The following is a 16,623-nucleotide window of genomic DNA, read 5'->3' as shown; positions in this document are numbered from 1 at the left end:
CTCATGTGTGTGAAACGATATTTATCATATACAGTTCGTTCACTAAGATTGCTTCAAGTTTACGTCATCCTAAGACGAACGGTGAATCGCTACAGGAGCAATGAGATATGTCTAAAGTCACTTTCAAAAACCTAAATGGTCAAGGCATCGAGATTTCTGCTGAGATCAACTTCCCACGCAATTTTGACGAAAGCAAACAATATCCAGCCATCGTTGTTTCCCACCCTGGTGGTGGCGTGAAGGAGCAAACGGCGGGTCTGTATGCCCGAAAACTTTCAGAACATGGCCTCATTACCATTGCGTTTGACCGCTCGTATCAAGGTGAAAGCACTGGAGAACCGCGCCAATTGGAAAACCCTTACGTAAGCACTGAAGATGTCAGCGCTGTGGTGGATTACCTAACCGTACTGCCTTATGTCGACAGCGATAAGATTGGTGCAATGGGTATCTGTGCCGGCGCGGGTTACAGCGCAAATGCGGCAATAAATGATCGTCGTATTAAAGCTTTGGGCATGGTGAGTGCCGTTAACATTGGTCAAATGTTCCGCAATGGCTGGGACAATACTGTGGCAGATGCTGACGCAGTGGGTTATCTGGAGTTCGGTTCTAATGCACGTACGACAGATGTAAGTAGCGGTGAGTATGCGATCATTCCACTGGCTCCGATGCGTGAAGAAGATGCTCCCAATGCGGAGCTACGCGAAGCATGGGAATACTACCATACACCCCGTTGTGAACATCCAAACGCACCGGGTTTCGCACTGACACGTAACCTGAATCAGATCATCACCTATGACGCTTATCACAAGGCGGAAGCTTTCCTGACTCAACCAATTTTTGCGATTGCAGGTAGCGAAGCTGGCAGCAAATGGATGAGTGATGACCTTATTGCTCGTGCGGCCAGCAAGAATAAAACGCTCTATGTTGTTGACGGTGCTAATCATATGTCTCTTTACGACGTACTACCGTATGTCGATGAAGCGGTAGCGCAGTTGGCTCCGTTCTTTAAAGAGACGCTGAAGTAATCGGTAACAGAGATCGGGCAGTGGCTCAATTATCGGTGCCACTGTCCACTATTGGTCATATAGCGGCACGCAAATTGGACTGATAAGCCGTTGATACCCAAGCCAAATGCATTTTGAGGAATATTAAATGTCAACGTTCATTGTTTTTACTCGGGAAAGCACGCAAGACCAAGAGGCGTTGGATACCTATATGAATTTGGTCGCCCAACCCTTGAAGGGCATACAGTTAACGTGCTCTCGTCTTACGGAGCATTGGAAACATTAGAAGGTGAAGAACCTGAGGGTGTGATCATTGTGGAATTTCCAACGAAAGCCGCAGCACGTGCTTGGTATGACAGTCCAGCCTACCAACAGGTTGTGCAATACCGCTTTAAAGGGGCTAAGTACCGAGCGCTTATGGTTGATGGAAACTAAGTTTCTCTATTAAAGCAGGGGATACATCTAAACGATTGTGATGAGGAAAAGTGATATGAGTAATGTTCTTGTACTTGGTGCCAGCGGGCAAATTGCGCAGTGGGTTGTGAAATCATTGAATGAGCAAACAACCCTAAATCAAACGTTACTGCTGCGTAACCCCCAAAAACTCGTCGACATTGCTTCTGCGAAGGCGAAAGTTGTTGTGGGAGATGTGTTAGACCGAGCACTGCTTAAATCCGCGATGGACGGGCAGGATATTGTTTATGCCAACTTAGCCGGTGATGATCTCTATGCCCAGACAGCCGCTGTGATCGATGCAATGCAGGAAACTGGCGTGAAGCGTCTGATCTTCGTGTTGTCTCTGGGGATCTACGATGAAATCCCTGGCAAATTTGGCGAATGGAACGATGCCATTATTGGTGAGTCGCTAAAGTACTATCGGCGAGCGGCTGATGCAATCGAAGCGTCGGGTTTGGATTACACCATTCTGCGTCCGGCTTTGCTGACTGATGAAGACGAAGTGGACTATGAAATCACAGCGAAGAATGAAGCATTCAAAGGTACGGTCGTGTCACGAAAAAGTGTCGGTGATCTTATTACGCAAGTCATTCTAAACCCAGCGACTTATGTGGGTGCAAACCTCGGTGTCAATAAACCGAATACCGACGGCGATCAGCCCTATTTCATGTAAGAGTAAGCACGCTCTGCGTTGACGAAATACCTTTCTGGTCAGCGCGTTCATTCTCACTGTTATTTATATGTGCACGTCTTTTGGGGCGTGTACTGGAGCGCTAATGTCTTCCGTTTTTGTTAACGAAGATATTTCTGAATGACGGTACATTTTTACCCTTATTTTACTGAGGAGAAATTATGACTCGTATTTGGTTTGTCACGGGCACGACCCGAGGTATGGGAACAGCCATCGTTAAAGCCGCTTTGGATCAGGGTGATAAAGTCGTGGCGACTGGCCGCAATATAGCGCGTCTTCGGAAGCTCTTCGCTAACGTACCCACAGATCGCATCGAATTTTTAGAGTTGGATGTCGCGAGTGAGCCACAGGCTCAGTCTGCAGTCAACGAAGCCGTAAAGTGTTTTGGTCGTATCGATGTGTTGGTCAACAATGCTGGTTATTGCTTATTGGGGCGTTTTGAGGAAGCAACGGCACAGCAAATTGAAGCCCAGTTTGCGACCAATCTATTTGGCATGGCCAACGTATTACGTGCGGTGCTGCCAGTGATGAGGCGTCAGGCCAGTGGGCGGATTTTTAATACGTCTTCGATTGCTGGCGTCAAAGCGGTTGCCAATGCGACTTTCTATTCCGCTTCAAAATATGCCGTTGAAGGGATGACTCTGGCTTTAGCTGATGAGGTCGCGCCGTTGGGCATTCAAGTGACGGCGATTGAGCCGGGCTTTTTCCGGACCGAGTTCCTCAATGATCAGTCGGCGGAGTACGGTCAAAACCACATTGACGATTACGAGCCTTATGGCAATACACGCGACCGGCTTGCTGCAGCCGACGGCCAGCAGCAAGGAGATCCAGCCAAGTTGGCCCAAGTGATCGTTCAAGTCGCTAATTTAGAAAAGCAGCCACGGCAACTGTTGATAGGCAATGACGCAATTGATTTCGTGATGCCTTCGTTAGAGGCACGAATTGCAGAAACTCACGAGTTCGCAAGCCTTACGCAATCGACCGATTTATAGCACACGTTAGTGGCAGCTGAGTGAAACTCAATCCCGTGATTATGAATGGGTTACACCAATAGATAGTGTTTTTAGAGGTTATAAACAGAAATGAAAGATGCATTATTTCAATCCTTTAAGTTCGACAATGGCGTGACATTGCGCAACAGAGTCGTGATGGCACCAATGACGACTTGGTCATCCAATCCGGACGAAACCATCTCCGATGAAGAACTCATGTACTACCGCGCTCGTGCCCAGGGCGTGGGTTTGATGCTAACAGGATGCAGTCATGTTCAACCCAGCGGGATTGGATTCACCGATGAATTTGCCGCGTATGACGATCGCTTTATTCCCAGCCTGAGCAAACTTGCGGATGCTTCCAAAAGTGGCGGTGCGGTCGCGGTGTTACAGCTGTTCCATGCGGGTAATAAAGCAGTGCCGGATTTAATCCCCAATGGTGAATTAGTCAGTGCCAGTGCCAGTGCCGTAGCGGCACCGAAAGGGCCATTTAACGATGGTAAATTGGCAAGTCGTGAGTTAACAGAAGCAGAAATTCTGGAATTGATTCGTGATTTTGGCCAAGCCACGCGTCGAGCGATTGAAGCGGGTTTTGATGGGGTAGAACTACATGGTGCGCATGGATTTCTGATTCAGAACTTCTTGTCGCCACTCTTTAATCAACGCAATGACCAATGGGGCGGTTCTCTTGAAAACCGTATGCGTTTCCCTCTGGAAGTAGTGCGTGAAGTTCGCAGAGTGATATCTGAACATGCAAGCCGTCCTTTCTTGCTTGGCTATCGTATTTCACCGGAAGAGCCGGGCGAGGGATCGTTGCGGATTGATGATGCGTTAGTGCTGTCGGAAAGATTGGCCGAAGAAGGTAATATCGATTACTTGCACACTTCGCTGTACAACATTATTTCTGGTCAGTCGCAGGATGACACCAGTGGTAAAACGACGGCTCAACGTTTTATCGAGCGTGTGGCTGATCGAGTTCCATTGATGGCTGCTGGTGAGGTACGTACTCCTGATGAGGCTCGCAACGTGCTTAACATCGGGATGCCACTTGTTGTGGTAGGACGCAGCTTGGTGATGAACCCAACGTGGGTCGAAATGGCGCAAGATGGACGTGACCCGGATATTCGTAAGGCGTTAGATCTGGCTGATAGCGCCGAAGGGCTGCAAGTCCCAGCGAAGTTATGGGAAGTCATAAAGTCGACGCCGGGGTGGTTTCCTGTTCAGTCATAATGTCGAGTATACATCATTGACTTTCGTCCAATGGCCCTATTGATTAGGGCCATTTTCGTTTGGAAAGTCCTTACGTGACCGCCTATGATTTAACGTATTCAAACCAAGCTCTGTATGATGAAATTCGAAATAAGGGTTCAGTGACCGAGGCCATTTAAAAGCCCGTAGGGATTTCGCGATGCAAAAACAAGAAGACTATGAAATTGCGCCTTTGGAGCTGTTTTTTGACCTCATTTTTGTTTTTGCCCTAATACAGTTATCACATCATCTTGCTGAGCATCTAAGCTGGCGAGGTTTTGCCGAAACAGCGACCCTGCTCGTTGCTGTGCTCTCAGTCTGGTCTTATACCAGTTGGGCGGCCACAATGATTCCGGTGTCCAGAGCAACGTGTACCATGATGTTGTTATTGGTCACTATGCTTGGATTGATCATGAACGCCGCCATCGGTTCTGCCTTTAGTGTTGCCCCCTGGAGTTTTGTTCTCCCCATGTTATGCATTCAGATTGGCCGCACAATCTGGACGATTATCAATGCCCCAACCAAAGATTATAAACGGCACTTCAAGGCATTATTGATCTGGCTTCTATTTGCCTCGCCGTTGTGGATTTTAGGTGCACAGGCTGATTCGGATACGAGGCTTTTTTGGTGGGGCGCCGCGGTCTTAATGGATTTACTGGGCTCTTATCTCGCTCACCCAATCCCAGGATATCGTTTGAACTTTGAACAACTTCCTTTTGACGCGGAACATATGCTTGAGCGATATAACCTTTTCATTATTATTGCGCTTGGTGAAACAATCTTGATGACGGGAGCATCCATAGCAAAAGCCCCTACAGACTTGATGACAATATTTACGGGTTCGTGCGCTTTATTGATTACGATTTCACTTTGGGCATTGGCATTTGGTTCCATCCAAAAGCATGCTGAAGCGCACGCTATCGTTACGATAAATCCAGTTAGAATTAGTCACTATGCCATGAATATCATGACGATAATGGTAGCCTGCCTAATTGTGTTGGCGGTCGGAAACGAAAACGTTGTCCATCATCCCGTCGGTCATGCAGCTTTATCCACTGGGTTAATGATTTCGCTTGGGCCTGGAGTCTTTCTACTCATGCAAGGTCTATTTCTTAAGAGCATGCTAAACATCAAGTCGAAATTGCATTGGTTCGGAGGGATTCTGACGGGGTTGTCGGGCTTATGGATTCTTATTCTTTCGCCGTATTTTGTCATTTTTATCATAGGGCTTGTGCTTGCCTGTTTTGCGTTTTTGGACTGGCATAACTGGCATAAATCGATGGAGTAAACCCGGTGGCAGCACTAAGAATTTGTTGAATTCGACAGGGTGGTGTTTTTGAGTTTTCATGAAAAATATAAATTTATCATTGTGTTATGATTATATTTTGCTGAGGCTTACTCAAGCAAAGCGTCCGGCTTCGTTATTTCAGGCATAAAAAACAAATCAGGCAAGTAGCTCGTCATTTTAGGCAAACATACGAATTGCCACCTACCTATAATAGCTCTATGTCAGGAGCAGACGACAATCGTTGGTACATCAATTCCTCCTGATAACGACGAACTCTAGTTAGGAGCAATCCAAATGAATAAAGTCTACTTCCCAAACACAAACGGTCTGGATATTACGCTAGCCGGACTGATTAACTTCCCTACAAACTTCGATGAGAACAAACGCTACCCAGCGATTGTTGTTTCGCACCCAGGTGGGGGTGTCAAAGAACAAACAGCGGGCACGTACGCTAAAAAGCTTGCTGAACAGGGGTTTATCGCGCTCGCATATGACGCTTCTTATCAAGGTGAAAGTACGGGGAGTCCTCGTCAACTGGAAAACCCTCATGTACGTACTGAAGATGTAAGTGCGGTTATTGATTACCTAACGACTCTGGAATATGTCGACAGCGATCGCATTGGTGCGATGGGTATCTGTGCCGGTGCTGGTTATACTGCAAACGCAGCGATTAATGATCGTCGTATCAAAGCGGTGGGTACCGTGAGCATGGTTAACATTGGGCAAATGTTCCGAAACGGTTGGGACAATAATGTCAAAGACAGCGATGCCATTCCTTTTCTTGAAGCTGGTTCTGGTGCGAGAACCGCAGATGCGAGTGGTTCCGAGCCTGCGACAATCCCAATGGCTCCAATGAAAGAAGAAGATGCACCTAACGAAGAATTGCGTCAGGCCTGGGAGTATTACCATACCGATCGCGCGGCCTATTGCACTGCGCCTGGCTTCGCGACCGCTCGTAGTCTGACACAAATCATTGCCTATGATGCGTTCTTCAAAGCAGAAGCTTTCTTAACTCAACCTTTACTTACAGTTGTTGGTAGTAATGCAGGCAGTAAATGGATGAGTGATGACCTGATGGTTCGTGCCGCGAGCAACGATAAGCAAATGTATGTCGTTGATGGAGCTAATCACATGGATCTCTACGACGGAGAGTCTCCGATTGCTGAAGCAATCGGTGTGCTGGCACCATTCTTTCAGCGCACGCTGTAACCACAAGCCAATCAATTATGAAGGCTCAATGTCATGAGCCTTCATGTCAGGAGTTGAATGATGAACATCAAAAAAGTGACCTTCCGAAATGCTGATATGGCCTGGGATATGGCTGCGTTAGTTCTGCTTCCGGACGGCTTTGACGATTCAAAACGTTATCCGACTATGATCAGTGTCCATCCATTTGGCAGTTGTAAAGAGCAAACATCCAGTGCTGTTTATGGCAAAGCTCTGGCGGAGTTGGGTTATGTCGTCATCGCCTTTGACGCCAGTTTCCAAGGTGAGTCGGGTGGTTTGCCTCGGTACGTGGAAGACCCAACTCAGCGAGTTGAGGACATCAGCCGCGTGATCGACTATGCGATAACATTACCTTATGTCGATGAAACCCGAATCGGTGGACTGGGGATCTGTGGCGGTGGTGGTTATATTCTAAACTCGGCACTGACAGAAAAACGTTTAAAAGCCGTGGTTGGTATTACGCCAGTTAACGTTGGACGTTTGTTCCGTGAAGGGTTTAGTTTGTATAACCCAATCGGCGCTCTTGAAGCCATGGCGGCGCAACGCACTGCAGAAGCCCGTGGTGCTGAGTTGCAAGTGAATGAACTTTTACCGCCAAGCCTTGAATTTGCCAAAGAAAATGGTTTGACTGAACGCGATGTTTTTGAAGCAACTGATTACTATAAAACACCGCGAGGCCAGGCTGAAGGTGGCGCAACACGTATGTTGTTCTCTCATGCACAAAAAACGTTAAGTTGGGATGCATTCGCTTTTGCGGAAACCTTGATGACGCAACCAATGATGGCAGTGGTTGGGCAGAAAGTTGGGGCGTTCGGAGCATTTCGTGATGGGCAGGAGATCTATGGCAGAGCCGTAGCGTCGAAAGATCGCAAACTGGTCGATCTGGAGAACTGGTCACATTACGAACTGTATGACCACCCTGAAGCGGTGGGACAGGCGATGGATAAAGTGGCGCCGTTCCTGGCTGAATATCTCAAATAAATGACCCAAATGCGTTCTTCGAATGTTCGAGGAGCGCATGATTTTCATTGGTCGCAATCAAACGATTGTTCTTTTTAATACTCATGGGATGGCAGCTATGGTTCGCTGGATAATGATTTTTCTGTTTGCTCTGGCCATCTTGTTGTTTGTTGTGGCCTTTGTGGTTACGCGTATTGAGAATTCACAATATGCTGAAAACAAGTCGTACAAGGATAAGTGGTCAGGGGCGGAACTACGAGAAACAACGACGGCGATTGTCGTATTTTCACGCTCTGGGAATACCGGGGTATTGGCTGATCATATTGCGACTAAAACCGATGGCGATGTCTATGAGATTTTGGCTGAAAAATACCAGCTTGGAATTCCAGGTTTGATCAGCGCATTAAATGACGCGAGGGGTAATGTTGCAGAAATCTCACCGGCTCAGATCGATCTTACGCAATATGATACCGTGTATTTGGGTTCGCCTATTTGGTTGTATAGCCCGGCACCACCCCTATGGCAATTCGTTGAAAATAATGATTTTACCAACAAGAACGTGGTTCTTTTTAATACGTTTAACAGCAAATTTGAGCAACATTTTATCGATGAATTCGAGGCATTAGTACGCTCAAATGGTGCGATAAATTTCACTCATCAATACGTTAAACGTGGACGAATGGGAGGACAGATTTCATCGCAGGAACTAACACAACGGTTCGATGAAAAATACGATAATGAAAGTGTAAGCGAAATAGTGGGTGATAGTGATGAACAACAGTAAGGCAAGTCAGATTCTGGTGGAGCAAGTGCAAGCGTATAGCAGTAAAGAAGGTAGCTATACGACGGAAATACCGGGATTAGAAGTTCATATCCGAAATACCCCCACGGCACCACTGCATTGTATTTATAGCCTCGGATTCTCGTTGATCCTCCAAGGCAGTAAGAAATTGGCGATTAATGATATGCAAGTGCCCGTGGAAGCTGGCCAATCGATGCTGACAACATTTGATACGCCGATTGTGTCACATGTCACTGAGGCGACGCGGCATCAGCCTTTTCTAGCGATCGTATTAAAACTGGATTACGAACTGATCATGCAGACGTGTGCTGAGCTGAAACTCGATAAACCAGACCGTAACTTTGATTACCAGCCCATTTCCATCCAGAAAATGGACAATGGGATATACCGAACCATGAGCCGTCTTTTGGAGTTAGAGCAAGAACCTGAGTATCTTAACAGCTTAATCCCGTTGATTAAAAAGGAACTCATTATTCGACTTTTACATGGGCCGCATGGTATGCAATTACGTCATATCGCCTCCGTGGGCTCTCCCAGCAATCACATACTTAAAATTGTGACCTGGATGAAGAAAAACTTCACCGAGACAGTGGGGATGAATGAATTGGCTGATCAAGCACACATGAGCGCCTCTAGCTTTAGGTTGCATTTCAAAGCATTGACTGGAAGTAGTCCGTTACAATATTTGAAAAACTTACGCCTCCAAGAGGCGAGAGAACAAATGCTGATAAATGGCTTGGATGCGACTCAGGCAAGTAATCTGGTTGGCTATGAAAGTGCGTCGCAATTTAGCCGTGAATACAGTCGTTTGTTTGGGCTTCCACCACAAAAAGACATTCAACGTCTGCGTCAAAATTAGACGTTTTAAAAAGAATGAATATTAATATTTGTCTGTGGTGCTGACCCTTTTGATAAGGGGGATTATTGTTCTGTGTCAGCGGAAGTCATAGAACCATGAGAGGAGGCTCAGTTGGGGCACGTCAGATTCCAGTTTTGCACCAAATATGTACACTGATCTCAGGCTTTCAGCAACATCATGGCATAGAACCGATTCAGTAAGCTGGCTTCAATAGCGAAACAGCTTTTGCTTTGGTCAGCTTGTGGCGTGGTATTGATGGCCAAACGGGTTGCTCAGGATTTTGAAGTAAAGCGATAGATTGCTTTATTTTTTTGCCCAGAACTGCATTGAAAATATCATAGAGATGAGTCTGGTTGTGTCATCGTGACAGTATGAAAGAAAAAATCTTACACTTTCCGTTGCAGCTGCTTAATCAAGGGAAGGTTATGTCACCTTATGCTTCATTTCTATGTCATATTATGGTGAGATTGGTTCGATAAGCCTCTGATATGATGCTCGCATTTATGTCTGCTTATGACATATCTTCCCCAATTTTCAACATAAATTGCAGTAGAAGCTGAGATAGTTACTCAATTGCGTAAATCAATGACATTCCAATTGAGTGTGTCGTTTTTTAGGAACGGTTTTCTTTAACTCATATTTGCCCCACTCCTTGATGGAACCAGATAAACTATGATTTCTGATTACTATGTTTTGACCTACTTTTCCTAATGTGATGAGGTGTTTATCTAATAGTGCTTTACCAGAGATCTCTTTTCTCCTTTAGAAAATGAATGAGAATACGAGTTTTGGCTGGCATATTTTCGCGTGATGGGACGTAGAGGAAAAAACCAGTGAATGGTGAACACCATTCATTTAGCACTCTGACTAATTTACCGCTCTCTATATGCTCTCTGACAGCGAAATTTATATGTTGTATTAACCCAATACCGTTTACCGCAGCCCTAATCATCCCTTCATCATCATTTGTAATAAGTTTGCCGTTAGGTTGAACCTCAAAATCTCCGCCATTCGGATCCGTGAATTCCCAGGAATACAAAGAGTGGCTTGTTGAGTTTCTAAAGCCTAAACAGTTGTGATTAACGAGATCTGAAGGTTTGGCCGGGGTGCCATATGTTTCAAAATATTGAGGTGACCCAACTACCGCCATTTCCAACATTGGAGTGATAGGGATCGCTACGACATGCTCTGCCAGAGATTCCCCCAATCTTATACCAGCATCGCACCCATCCGCGATTATATTGGCTAATCCGTCGTCCATAATTAGCTCGATTTTTAACTTCGGATATCGGGTCAAAAATTCCGCGAGATGGGGTTCTAAAATATACTTTGCTACGACTCTGGAAGTATTAATTCTTAACAGCCCTGTAGGCTCGACATTGATTTGACCAATATTTCGTAATGCTTCTTCAATTGACCCAAGCGCTGGTTGCAGAGTTTCATACAATAATCGTCCCTCTTCGGTAAGGGACATATCTCTGGTCGTTCTATAGATCAACGTGACGCCTAATTTCTGTTCCAGAGATTTTAGGTTTTGAGACAGGGCAGCCCTAGTAACCCTGAACTCTCTAGCTACTTTAGTAAAACTTTTTAGATGTGCAATGCGAACAAACCACAAAAGCGCTGGGAGTAGTGATGGTTCCATAAATATAACCCAATTGTTAAGTGTTGCTTAATTCTGTAGTCATTATTATGTGCTTGTTGTATCCAAATAACAAATCTATATTTAACTCAGTTTCCGGTTACCTAAGCCTGACGACAAGCTTCTAGAGTTGAGCAATCTCCTTAGGTGATTAGTTAACGGGAATGAAACCTACAGAGGTGATTTACAAAACAATCGCAATAACGTTTGCCTGTAAATTTCCTCGTAAAACAGATTGTTAATGAGGAATTTATTGTGAAAAGTGTAATGATAAAAAACAAATACTGGGATATTGCCGCTGACATTTACTATCCGCCAGGCTTCAGTGAAGATAAAAAGTATGCAGCCATTATCAGTGCCCATCCAATAGGTAGCTGTAAAGAGCAAACCTCAGGTGAAGTATACGGTGCGGCTCTAGCTGAAGCGGGATTTGTAGTAATCGCATTTGACGCAAGTTATCAAGGTGCAAGCGGTGGTGAGCCTCGCTATATCGAAGACCCAACACAACGAGTTGAAGACTTTAGAGTTGTTACTGATTACTTAATGACACTGCCATATGTTGATGAAAACAGAATCGGTGTGTTGGGGATATGTGGCGGTGGCGGTTACGCTATTAACGCTTCAATGACAGAACGACGTATAAAAGCCGTTGGTACCATCACGGGCGCAAACTATGGTCGATTAATGAGAGAAGGTTTTAGCGGTTTTGACCCTATCAGTGCAATGGAAGCTATGGCAGCTCAACGCACCGCCGAAGTGCGCGGAGAGCAGCTTCGAGTTGATGATTTATTGCCTTCATCTCCAGAAGAAGCGAGAAGTTTAGGCCTCGTAGAAACAGATTTAATGGGTGCAACTGAATATTACCGTTCAGATCGTGGTCGTAAACCAAACGGCGTCAATCGTTCTATGTTTTCTCACCAAGCAGCAGCAGTGGGTTGGGATGCATTCCATTTGGCCGAAGTACTTTTAACTCAACCTCTTCTGGTTGTTGTCGGCGACAAAGTAGGTGCGTTCGGCGCGTATCGAGACGGTTGTGAAATCATAGGCCGAGCGGCTTCAAAGAATAAAAAGTTAGTAGAGTTGCAAGGTTGGTCTCACTATGATCTTTATGACAAACCGGAGCCAGTAGGCATGGCGCTAGAAAAGCTGATCCCGTTCTACAAAGAAAACCTATAGTCGAAAAGCAGCACTGTGTTAACGCGCAGTGCTGCGGACGCGGTCGCTGATCCTTCTCTTACTGGAAACAATATGAAGCTAATAATATTCGGGGCGTCTGGCATGGTGGGTCGTGCGACCCTTAGGGAGTGCCTAAACGCGAATGATGTAACTGAAGTTCTGGCCATTGGTCGCAGTAAGCTAATGGTAGAGCACCCTAAGTTAAAAAGTCTAATCCTGGACGATATGTTTAATTATGAAGGGTTGACGAACAAGCTTTCTCAGTTTGATGCATGTCTATTCTGCGTAGGTACTTCAATAGGAAGTAGCACTGAAAAAGAATATTTAAACCTGAATCAGACGCTACCTTTGGCGGTCGCAAAAGCAATGTCTGAGGCGAACCCTGATATGAGTTTTGTTTATATCTCCGGTAAGGGTACGGATTCAAGTGAAACGGGAAAAGTGGCTTGGGCACGTATAAAAGGAAAAACTGAAAACGATTTGCTGAGAATGCGCTTTAAAGCCGTTTACTTGCTTAGACCAGCGTTAATTATTCCGATGAACGGTGAAGAGTCTAAGGAAACCACATACCGACTACTGTATCGCTACACAGGCTGGTTAATGCGTTTAGTACGAAGCGCTTTCCCGTCGATGATTACCGACAGCGAAAAAGTAGGAACAGCCATTTTGAACTTACTGAGACAAGGACAAACTTCTGTTGTGGTTGAGAACCAAGACATAAATATACTCACCAAATAGGTAGTAAACAATGAATTCAAAAGTAAAGGGATATGCCGCGCACTCATCTGAGGCAGACCTAGTACCGTACTCGTTTGAGCGTCGAGAGCTTAGAGCTGATGATGTTGAAATTGACATTTTGTATTGTGGTATCTGCCACACTGACATTCACCATGTGCGCAGTGATTGGGGAAAGGAAGAATACCCAATGGTGCCCGGCCATGAAATTGTCGGACGGGTGAAACAAGTTGGAAAGGACGTAACAAAGTTCAAAGTTGGGCAGGCTGTTGGCGTGGGTTGCTTGGTGGACTCTTGTCAAACATGCTCTTCGTGCACAGATCACCAGGAGCAGTACTGCGACAATCTAGTCACTACTTATGGCGGGCGGGACCGTTTCGATGGCTCAATAACCTACGGCGGTTACTCTGAAAGAATTGTGGTCTCAGAAAACTTTGTACTGGATATCCCTGAAAACATCGATTTAGCTGGCTCTGCTCCTTTGCTTTGCGCGGGCATCACGGTTTATTCACCTTTACGACGTTGGAAGATTGGAGAGGGGAAAAAAGTTGCAATCGTGGGGCTGGGTGGACTAGGCCACATAGCGATCAAACTGGCAAAAGCAATGGGCGCAGAGGTCACCTTGTTTAGCCGCTCAAAAGGCAAAGAAGAAGATGCGTATCGCCTTGGTGCGGATAACGTCATTATTTCTACTGATGACACCCAGATGCAAACCGTGAAAAGTACGTTTGATTTGATCATCGACACCGTTCCTTACAATCACGATGTCAACCCATATATCAACACGCTAGCGCCAGATGGTGCATTGGTGCTGGTTGGTTATTTTGGTCCGTTAGAGCCAGCGGTTCAGTCCGGTCCATTAATTGCCCGTGGAAAAAGTTTGACCGGGTCTCTTATCGGAGGCCTAGAAGAAACTCAGGAGATGCTCGATTTTTGTGGTGAGCACAATGTGGTGGCAGATATTGAGATGATCGATATCCAAGATATTAATGACGCGTTTTCAAGACTATTGAATGCAGACGTAAAATATAGGTTTGTAATTGATATGGCGACTTTGAATAGCTAGCCTTATATTTGCTTCGGATTGTTAGGGTTAGACTTGGTTTGTCACAGAGAGCCGCTGTTCATTGTCAATCTGAGGAGTGCACTAGTAATAGGCTAGAAGCATTGTTGAATCAATAGATAAGCTCTGCGTTTAATTATAACTTTTATAGAAGTGTTTAACGGCTTTAGATAATTTTTCTAATCTATCGTTGCTGTGTTAGTGCTAGAGCACTAACACATTTCTGTCCATGGGCGTTCCAGAAAGCTCGGTCCGACGCTGCAACAGTTGTAGTTGATGCCAGACTTTATGTTAACCACTACAATATCAAGTTATGGTGGTAAATATCACTTTATGGTTGTTTCAACAATAAAGTCGCAGGTGTCGCCACTAGGCGATTCTGGCAACGAAAAAGGCCGCTTAAAAGCGGCCCTAAAAACTGCGGAAAAACCGAGTTTACTCTTTACCGTAAACGTTGTTTTCCTGCTCGCGGACGCGGATGAACGTGGTGCGTTTTGTTAGCTCTTTCAGCTTCGCCGCGCCAACGTAGGTGCAGGTTGAGCGCACACCGCCCATGATGTCCTGAATGGTGTTTTCTACTGGGCCACGGAATGGCAAGAGTACGGTCTTTCCTTCAGCAGCACGGTAGTTGGCTACGCCGCCGGAGTGCTTGTCCATCGCGCTCTGGGATGACATGCCATAGAATTTCATAAAAATCACTCATTTCATTATATTTCAATAGCTTATTTTTATCTTGGTTTGTTTTTCTGTATGGATATACAGCTATTTAGGGCGATTTTTTGCTATGTTTTTCATGTCTGCCGCCATTTTGTCGCCACTGGCGGCAGGGTGCTAAAGGCTTGAAAGTGGGTTCTTTGTGAGTGCATCAGTGAGGTGATCGGGAGAGAAGTGTGCGTAACGCATCGTCATCCCAATATCAGCATGGCCGAGAATTTCTTTCAACACGAGGATATTGCCACCGTTCATCATAAAGTGGCTGGCAAATGTATGGCGAAGAACATGGGTAGCCTGGCCGGCAGGAAGACCATCACATACCTTGTTTTTTAAAAGGTAGCAAAAAGGGGTATAGCATTCTTCGAACAGCTTACCCGATGTGGGTTTATAGATCTCGTCGTAGAGTTCCTGGCTGATGGGTACCGAGCGGTTCTTCTTGTTCTTGGTGTTGGTGAACGTGACCTTGTATTTGCTCAACTGGCTACCACGTAATTGAGCTGCTTCATTCCATCGTGCTCCGGTAGACAAACATAGCTTCACGATTTTGAGCATGTCCTTACGCGAGTGTGCCGAAACATGCTTCAGAAGTGAGCGAATTTCATCCTCATTCAAGAATGCCATTTCACGTTCGTGATCTTTCAGTGGCTTGATGTCTTCGAGTGGGTTAGGGCCATCCCATTCACCCAATTCCTTCAGCTTACTGAACACAGCTTTGAATCGTGCAAGCTCAGAATTGATGGTAGCAATGCTGGGTTTTCCCTTTTGCCATCGCTGGTCAACAAAATTGATATCACCAGATAAGCGAAGTTGGCGAAAATTAGAGTACACCTTGCTGCTAAACTTGGGCGCTAAAGGGTTGCCCATTGCTTCAGCCATTTTGAGCATCTTGCTCTTAATGAATGCCCCATTGCCCAAACTGATCCCATAGAGCGAGTACCAGACTTCCAATAAGTCAGTTAAGTGACGTCTATCAGCCGACTTTCCTAACCAGGGCTTGTCGTCTATCTCACGCATCGTGAAGCGTTCAAAGGCCGTAGCTTCGCCTTTGGTTGCGAACTTCTTTCTAACACGCAAACCTTCGCGGCCCTGAGGGTAGCATTCGCAGATCCAGCTACCATCTGCTTGCTTTCGAACTGCCATAACAATTTGATACTGTTTTTATATACAGTTATTTTGCCGATTACAGCAATGTTTTGCAATGTTTCTAAACTCAACTAGAAACATTCAAATGTTTGAAATTAGTTGCTTAACGCATTTGTGGGTGCAGTTGCTTAAGCATACATTGCAATAAATGGAAAAGAATTGCTCAAATGCGCAGGATTCATATCAACAAATTTATGTTGATATTTGCGCATAAAGGATAAATACTTGACCTGTGAACGTAATATTTAATGGATATTAGTCAAGGTAAGCGTAATGTATACACGTACAGTACAAACGATCATGAGTAGAACGAAAATGGTGGATACCTTCGATCTGCCTGGTTTTGCATGTGCTGTTGAAGTACGTTGCCTCAACATGCGTACCAAAAACCATCGCTACATTGTAGTGCTAGATGATTTCCATAACAAAAAAGCTTGGGAAGAAATTCCTGTACTTACAGAAATCAGCTTTAAGCACAAGAAATCCCGGTATCTAACTAGCCCTGCGTCTCAATACCCAGAGCTGGCTGATTATGAGCGCTACATCATTGAGCATATCGACTCTATAGTTGCCGGCGATACTGAGCATGCCCATGCCTTAGCTGTTTGAAGCTTATATTAACC

The 16,623-nt window shown here is 45.4% G+C and carries 16 protein-coding genes and 1 pseudogene; 14 read left to right on the top strand and 3 right to left on the bottom strand.

From position 1 onward, the window contains the following. Nucleotides 1–107: 107 nt before the first annotated feature. From C9I92_RS15365 to C9I92_RS15320, 10 genes are all read left to right on the top strand, one after another. A complete protein-coding gene (locus C9I92_RS15365) occupies nucleotides 108–1,025 on the top strand; it encodes an alpha/beta hydrolase (protein WP_047885905.1) in 918 nt (305 codons plus the stop codon). 231 nt (nucleotides 1,026–1,256) lie between these two features. Further along, nucleotides 1,257–1,439, top strand: coding sequence for a DUF1330 domain-containing protein (locus C9I92_RS25690; RefSeq protein WP_242551906.1), 183 nt, complete (start codon nucleotides 1,257–1,259; stop codon nucleotides 1,437–1,439). Nucleotides 1,440–1,494: 55 nt separating this feature from the next. Then, nucleotides 1,495–2,133: an SDR family oxidoreductase gene (locus tag C9I92_RS15355; protein ID WP_047885904.1), complete on the top strand. Its 639-nt coding sequence runs from the start codon at nucleotides 1,495–1,497 to the stop codon at nucleotides 2,131–2,133. Between the two features lie 179 nt (nucleotides 2,134–2,312). Continuing rightward, nucleotides 2,313–3,143: an SDR family oxidoreductase gene (locus C9I92_RS15350; RefSeq protein WP_047885903.1), complete on the top strand. Its 831-nt coding sequence runs from the start codon at nucleotides 2,313–2,315 to the stop codon at nucleotides 3,141–3,143. 90 nt (nucleotides 3,144–3,233) lie between these two features. Then, nucleotides 3,234–4,373, top strand: a complete 1,140-nt coding sequence (locus C9I92_RS15345) for an NADH-dependent flavin oxidoreductase (RefSeq protein ID WP_047885902.1) — start codon at nucleotides 3,234–3,236, stop codon at nucleotides 4,371–4,373. A 178-nt stretch (nucleotides 4,374–4,551) separates the two neighbouring features. After that, nucleotides 4,552–5,679, top strand: coding sequence for a low temperature requirement protein A (locus C9I92_RS15340; protein ID WP_047885901.1), 1,128 nt, complete (start codon nucleotides 4,552–4,554; stop codon nucleotides 5,677–5,679). Between the two features lie 294 nt (nucleotides 5,680–5,973). Further along, complete coding sequence (locus tag C9I92_RS15335) at nucleotides 5,974–6,888, top strand: alpha/beta hydrolase (RefSeq protein ID WP_047885900.1); 915 nt, start codon at nucleotides 5,974–5,976, stop codon at nucleotides 6,886–6,888. Between the two features lie 60 nt (nucleotides 6,889–6,948). Further along, on the top strand, nucleotides 6,949–7,887 hold the full coding sequence (locus C9I92_RS15330) for an alpha/beta hydrolase (protein ID WP_047885899.1): 939 nt from the start codon (nucleotides 6,949–6,951) through the stop codon (nucleotides 7,885–7,887). A gap of 97 nt (nucleotides 7,888–7,984) precedes the next feature. After that, complete coding sequence (locus C9I92_RS15325; RefSeq protein WP_047886335.1) at nucleotides 7,985–8,650, top strand: flavodoxin family protein; 666 nt, start codon at nucleotides 7,985–7,987, stop codon at nucleotides 8,648–8,650. After that, nucleotides 8,637–9,527, top strand: coding sequence for an AraC family transcriptional regulator (locus C9I92_RS15320; RefSeq protein ID WP_047885898.1), 891 nt, complete (start codon nucleotides 8,637–8,639; stop codon nucleotides 9,525–9,527). Before C9I92_RS15325 ends, C9I92_RS15320 begins: the two co-directional genes overlap by 14 nt. Before the next feature lie 739 nt (nucleotides 9,528–10,266). Here C9I92_RS15320 and C9I92_RS15315 read toward each other — a convergent pair. After that, on the bottom strand, nucleotides 10,267–11,172 hold the full coding sequence (locus C9I92_RS15315; RefSeq protein ID WP_107193877.1) for a LysR family transcriptional regulator: 906 nt from the start codon (nucleotides 11,170–11,172) through the stop codon (nucleotides 10,267–10,269). Nucleotides 11,173–11,436: 264 nt separating this feature from the next. Here C9I92_RS15315 and C9I92_RS15310 point away from each other — a divergent pair, with 264 nt between their 5' ends. The 3 genes from C9I92_RS15310 to C9I92_RS15300 all read left to right on the top strand — a co-directional run bounded on the left by C9I92_RS15310 (nucleotide 11,437) and on the right by C9I92_RS15300 (nucleotide 14,146). After that, nucleotides 11,437–12,345, top strand: a complete 909-nt coding sequence (locus tag C9I92_RS15310) for an alpha/beta hydrolase (RefSeq protein ID WP_207104248.1) — start codon at nucleotides 11,437–11,439, stop codon at nucleotides 12,343–12,345. A 72-nt stretch (nucleotides 12,346–12,417) separates the two neighbouring features. After that, a complete protein-coding gene (locus C9I92_RS15305; RefSeq protein WP_047885895.1) occupies nucleotides 12,418–13,083 on the top strand; it encodes an NAD-dependent epimerase/dehydratase family protein in 666 nt (221 codons plus the stop codon). Between the two features lie 10 nt (nucleotides 13,084–13,093). Next, nucleotides 13,094–14,146, top strand: a complete 1,053-nt coding sequence (locus C9I92_RS15300; protein ID WP_047885894.1) for an NAD(P)-dependent alcohol dehydrogenase — start codon at nucleotides 13,094–13,096, stop codon at nucleotides 14,144–14,146. A gap of 432 nt (nucleotides 14,147–14,578) precedes the next feature. On the opposite strand, the pseudogene C9I92_RS15295 reads toward C9I92_RS15300, so the two are convergent. Together C9I92_RS15295 and C9I92_RS15290 are read right to left on the bottom strand one after the other, a co-directional pair. Then, nucleotides 14,579–14,836, bottom strand: a pseudogene (locus C9I92_RS15295) (IMP dehydrogenase); the annotation flags it as partial. Between the two features lie 138 nt (nucleotides 14,837–14,974). Beyond that, a complete protein-coding gene (locus tag C9I92_RS15290; RefSeq protein WP_047885892.1) occupies nucleotides 14,975–15,997 on the bottom strand; it encodes a phage integrase in 1,023 nt (340 codons plus the stop codon). A 276-nt stretch (nucleotides 15,998–16,273) separates the two neighbouring features. On the opposite strand from C9I92_RS15290, the gene C9I92_RS15285 reads away from it, so the two are divergent. After that, nucleotides 16,274–16,609 carry a hypothetical protein gene (locus tag C9I92_RS15285; protein ID WP_146149699.1) on the top strand — a complete coding sequence of 112 codons (336 nt, stop codon included), beginning with the start codon at nucleotides 16,274–16,276 and terminating at the stop codon, nucleotides 16,607–16,609. The last annotated feature ends 14 nt before the right edge of the window (nucleotides 16,610–16,623 follow it).

Origin of the sequence: Photobacterium ganghwense, from assembly GCF_003025595.1 — a bacterium.
GTDB lineage: Bacteria > Pseudomonadota > Gammaproteobacteria > Enterobacterales > Vibrionaceae > Photobacterium > Photobacterium ganghwense.
This window is presented reverse-complemented; position numbering and strand designations above follow the sequence as displayed.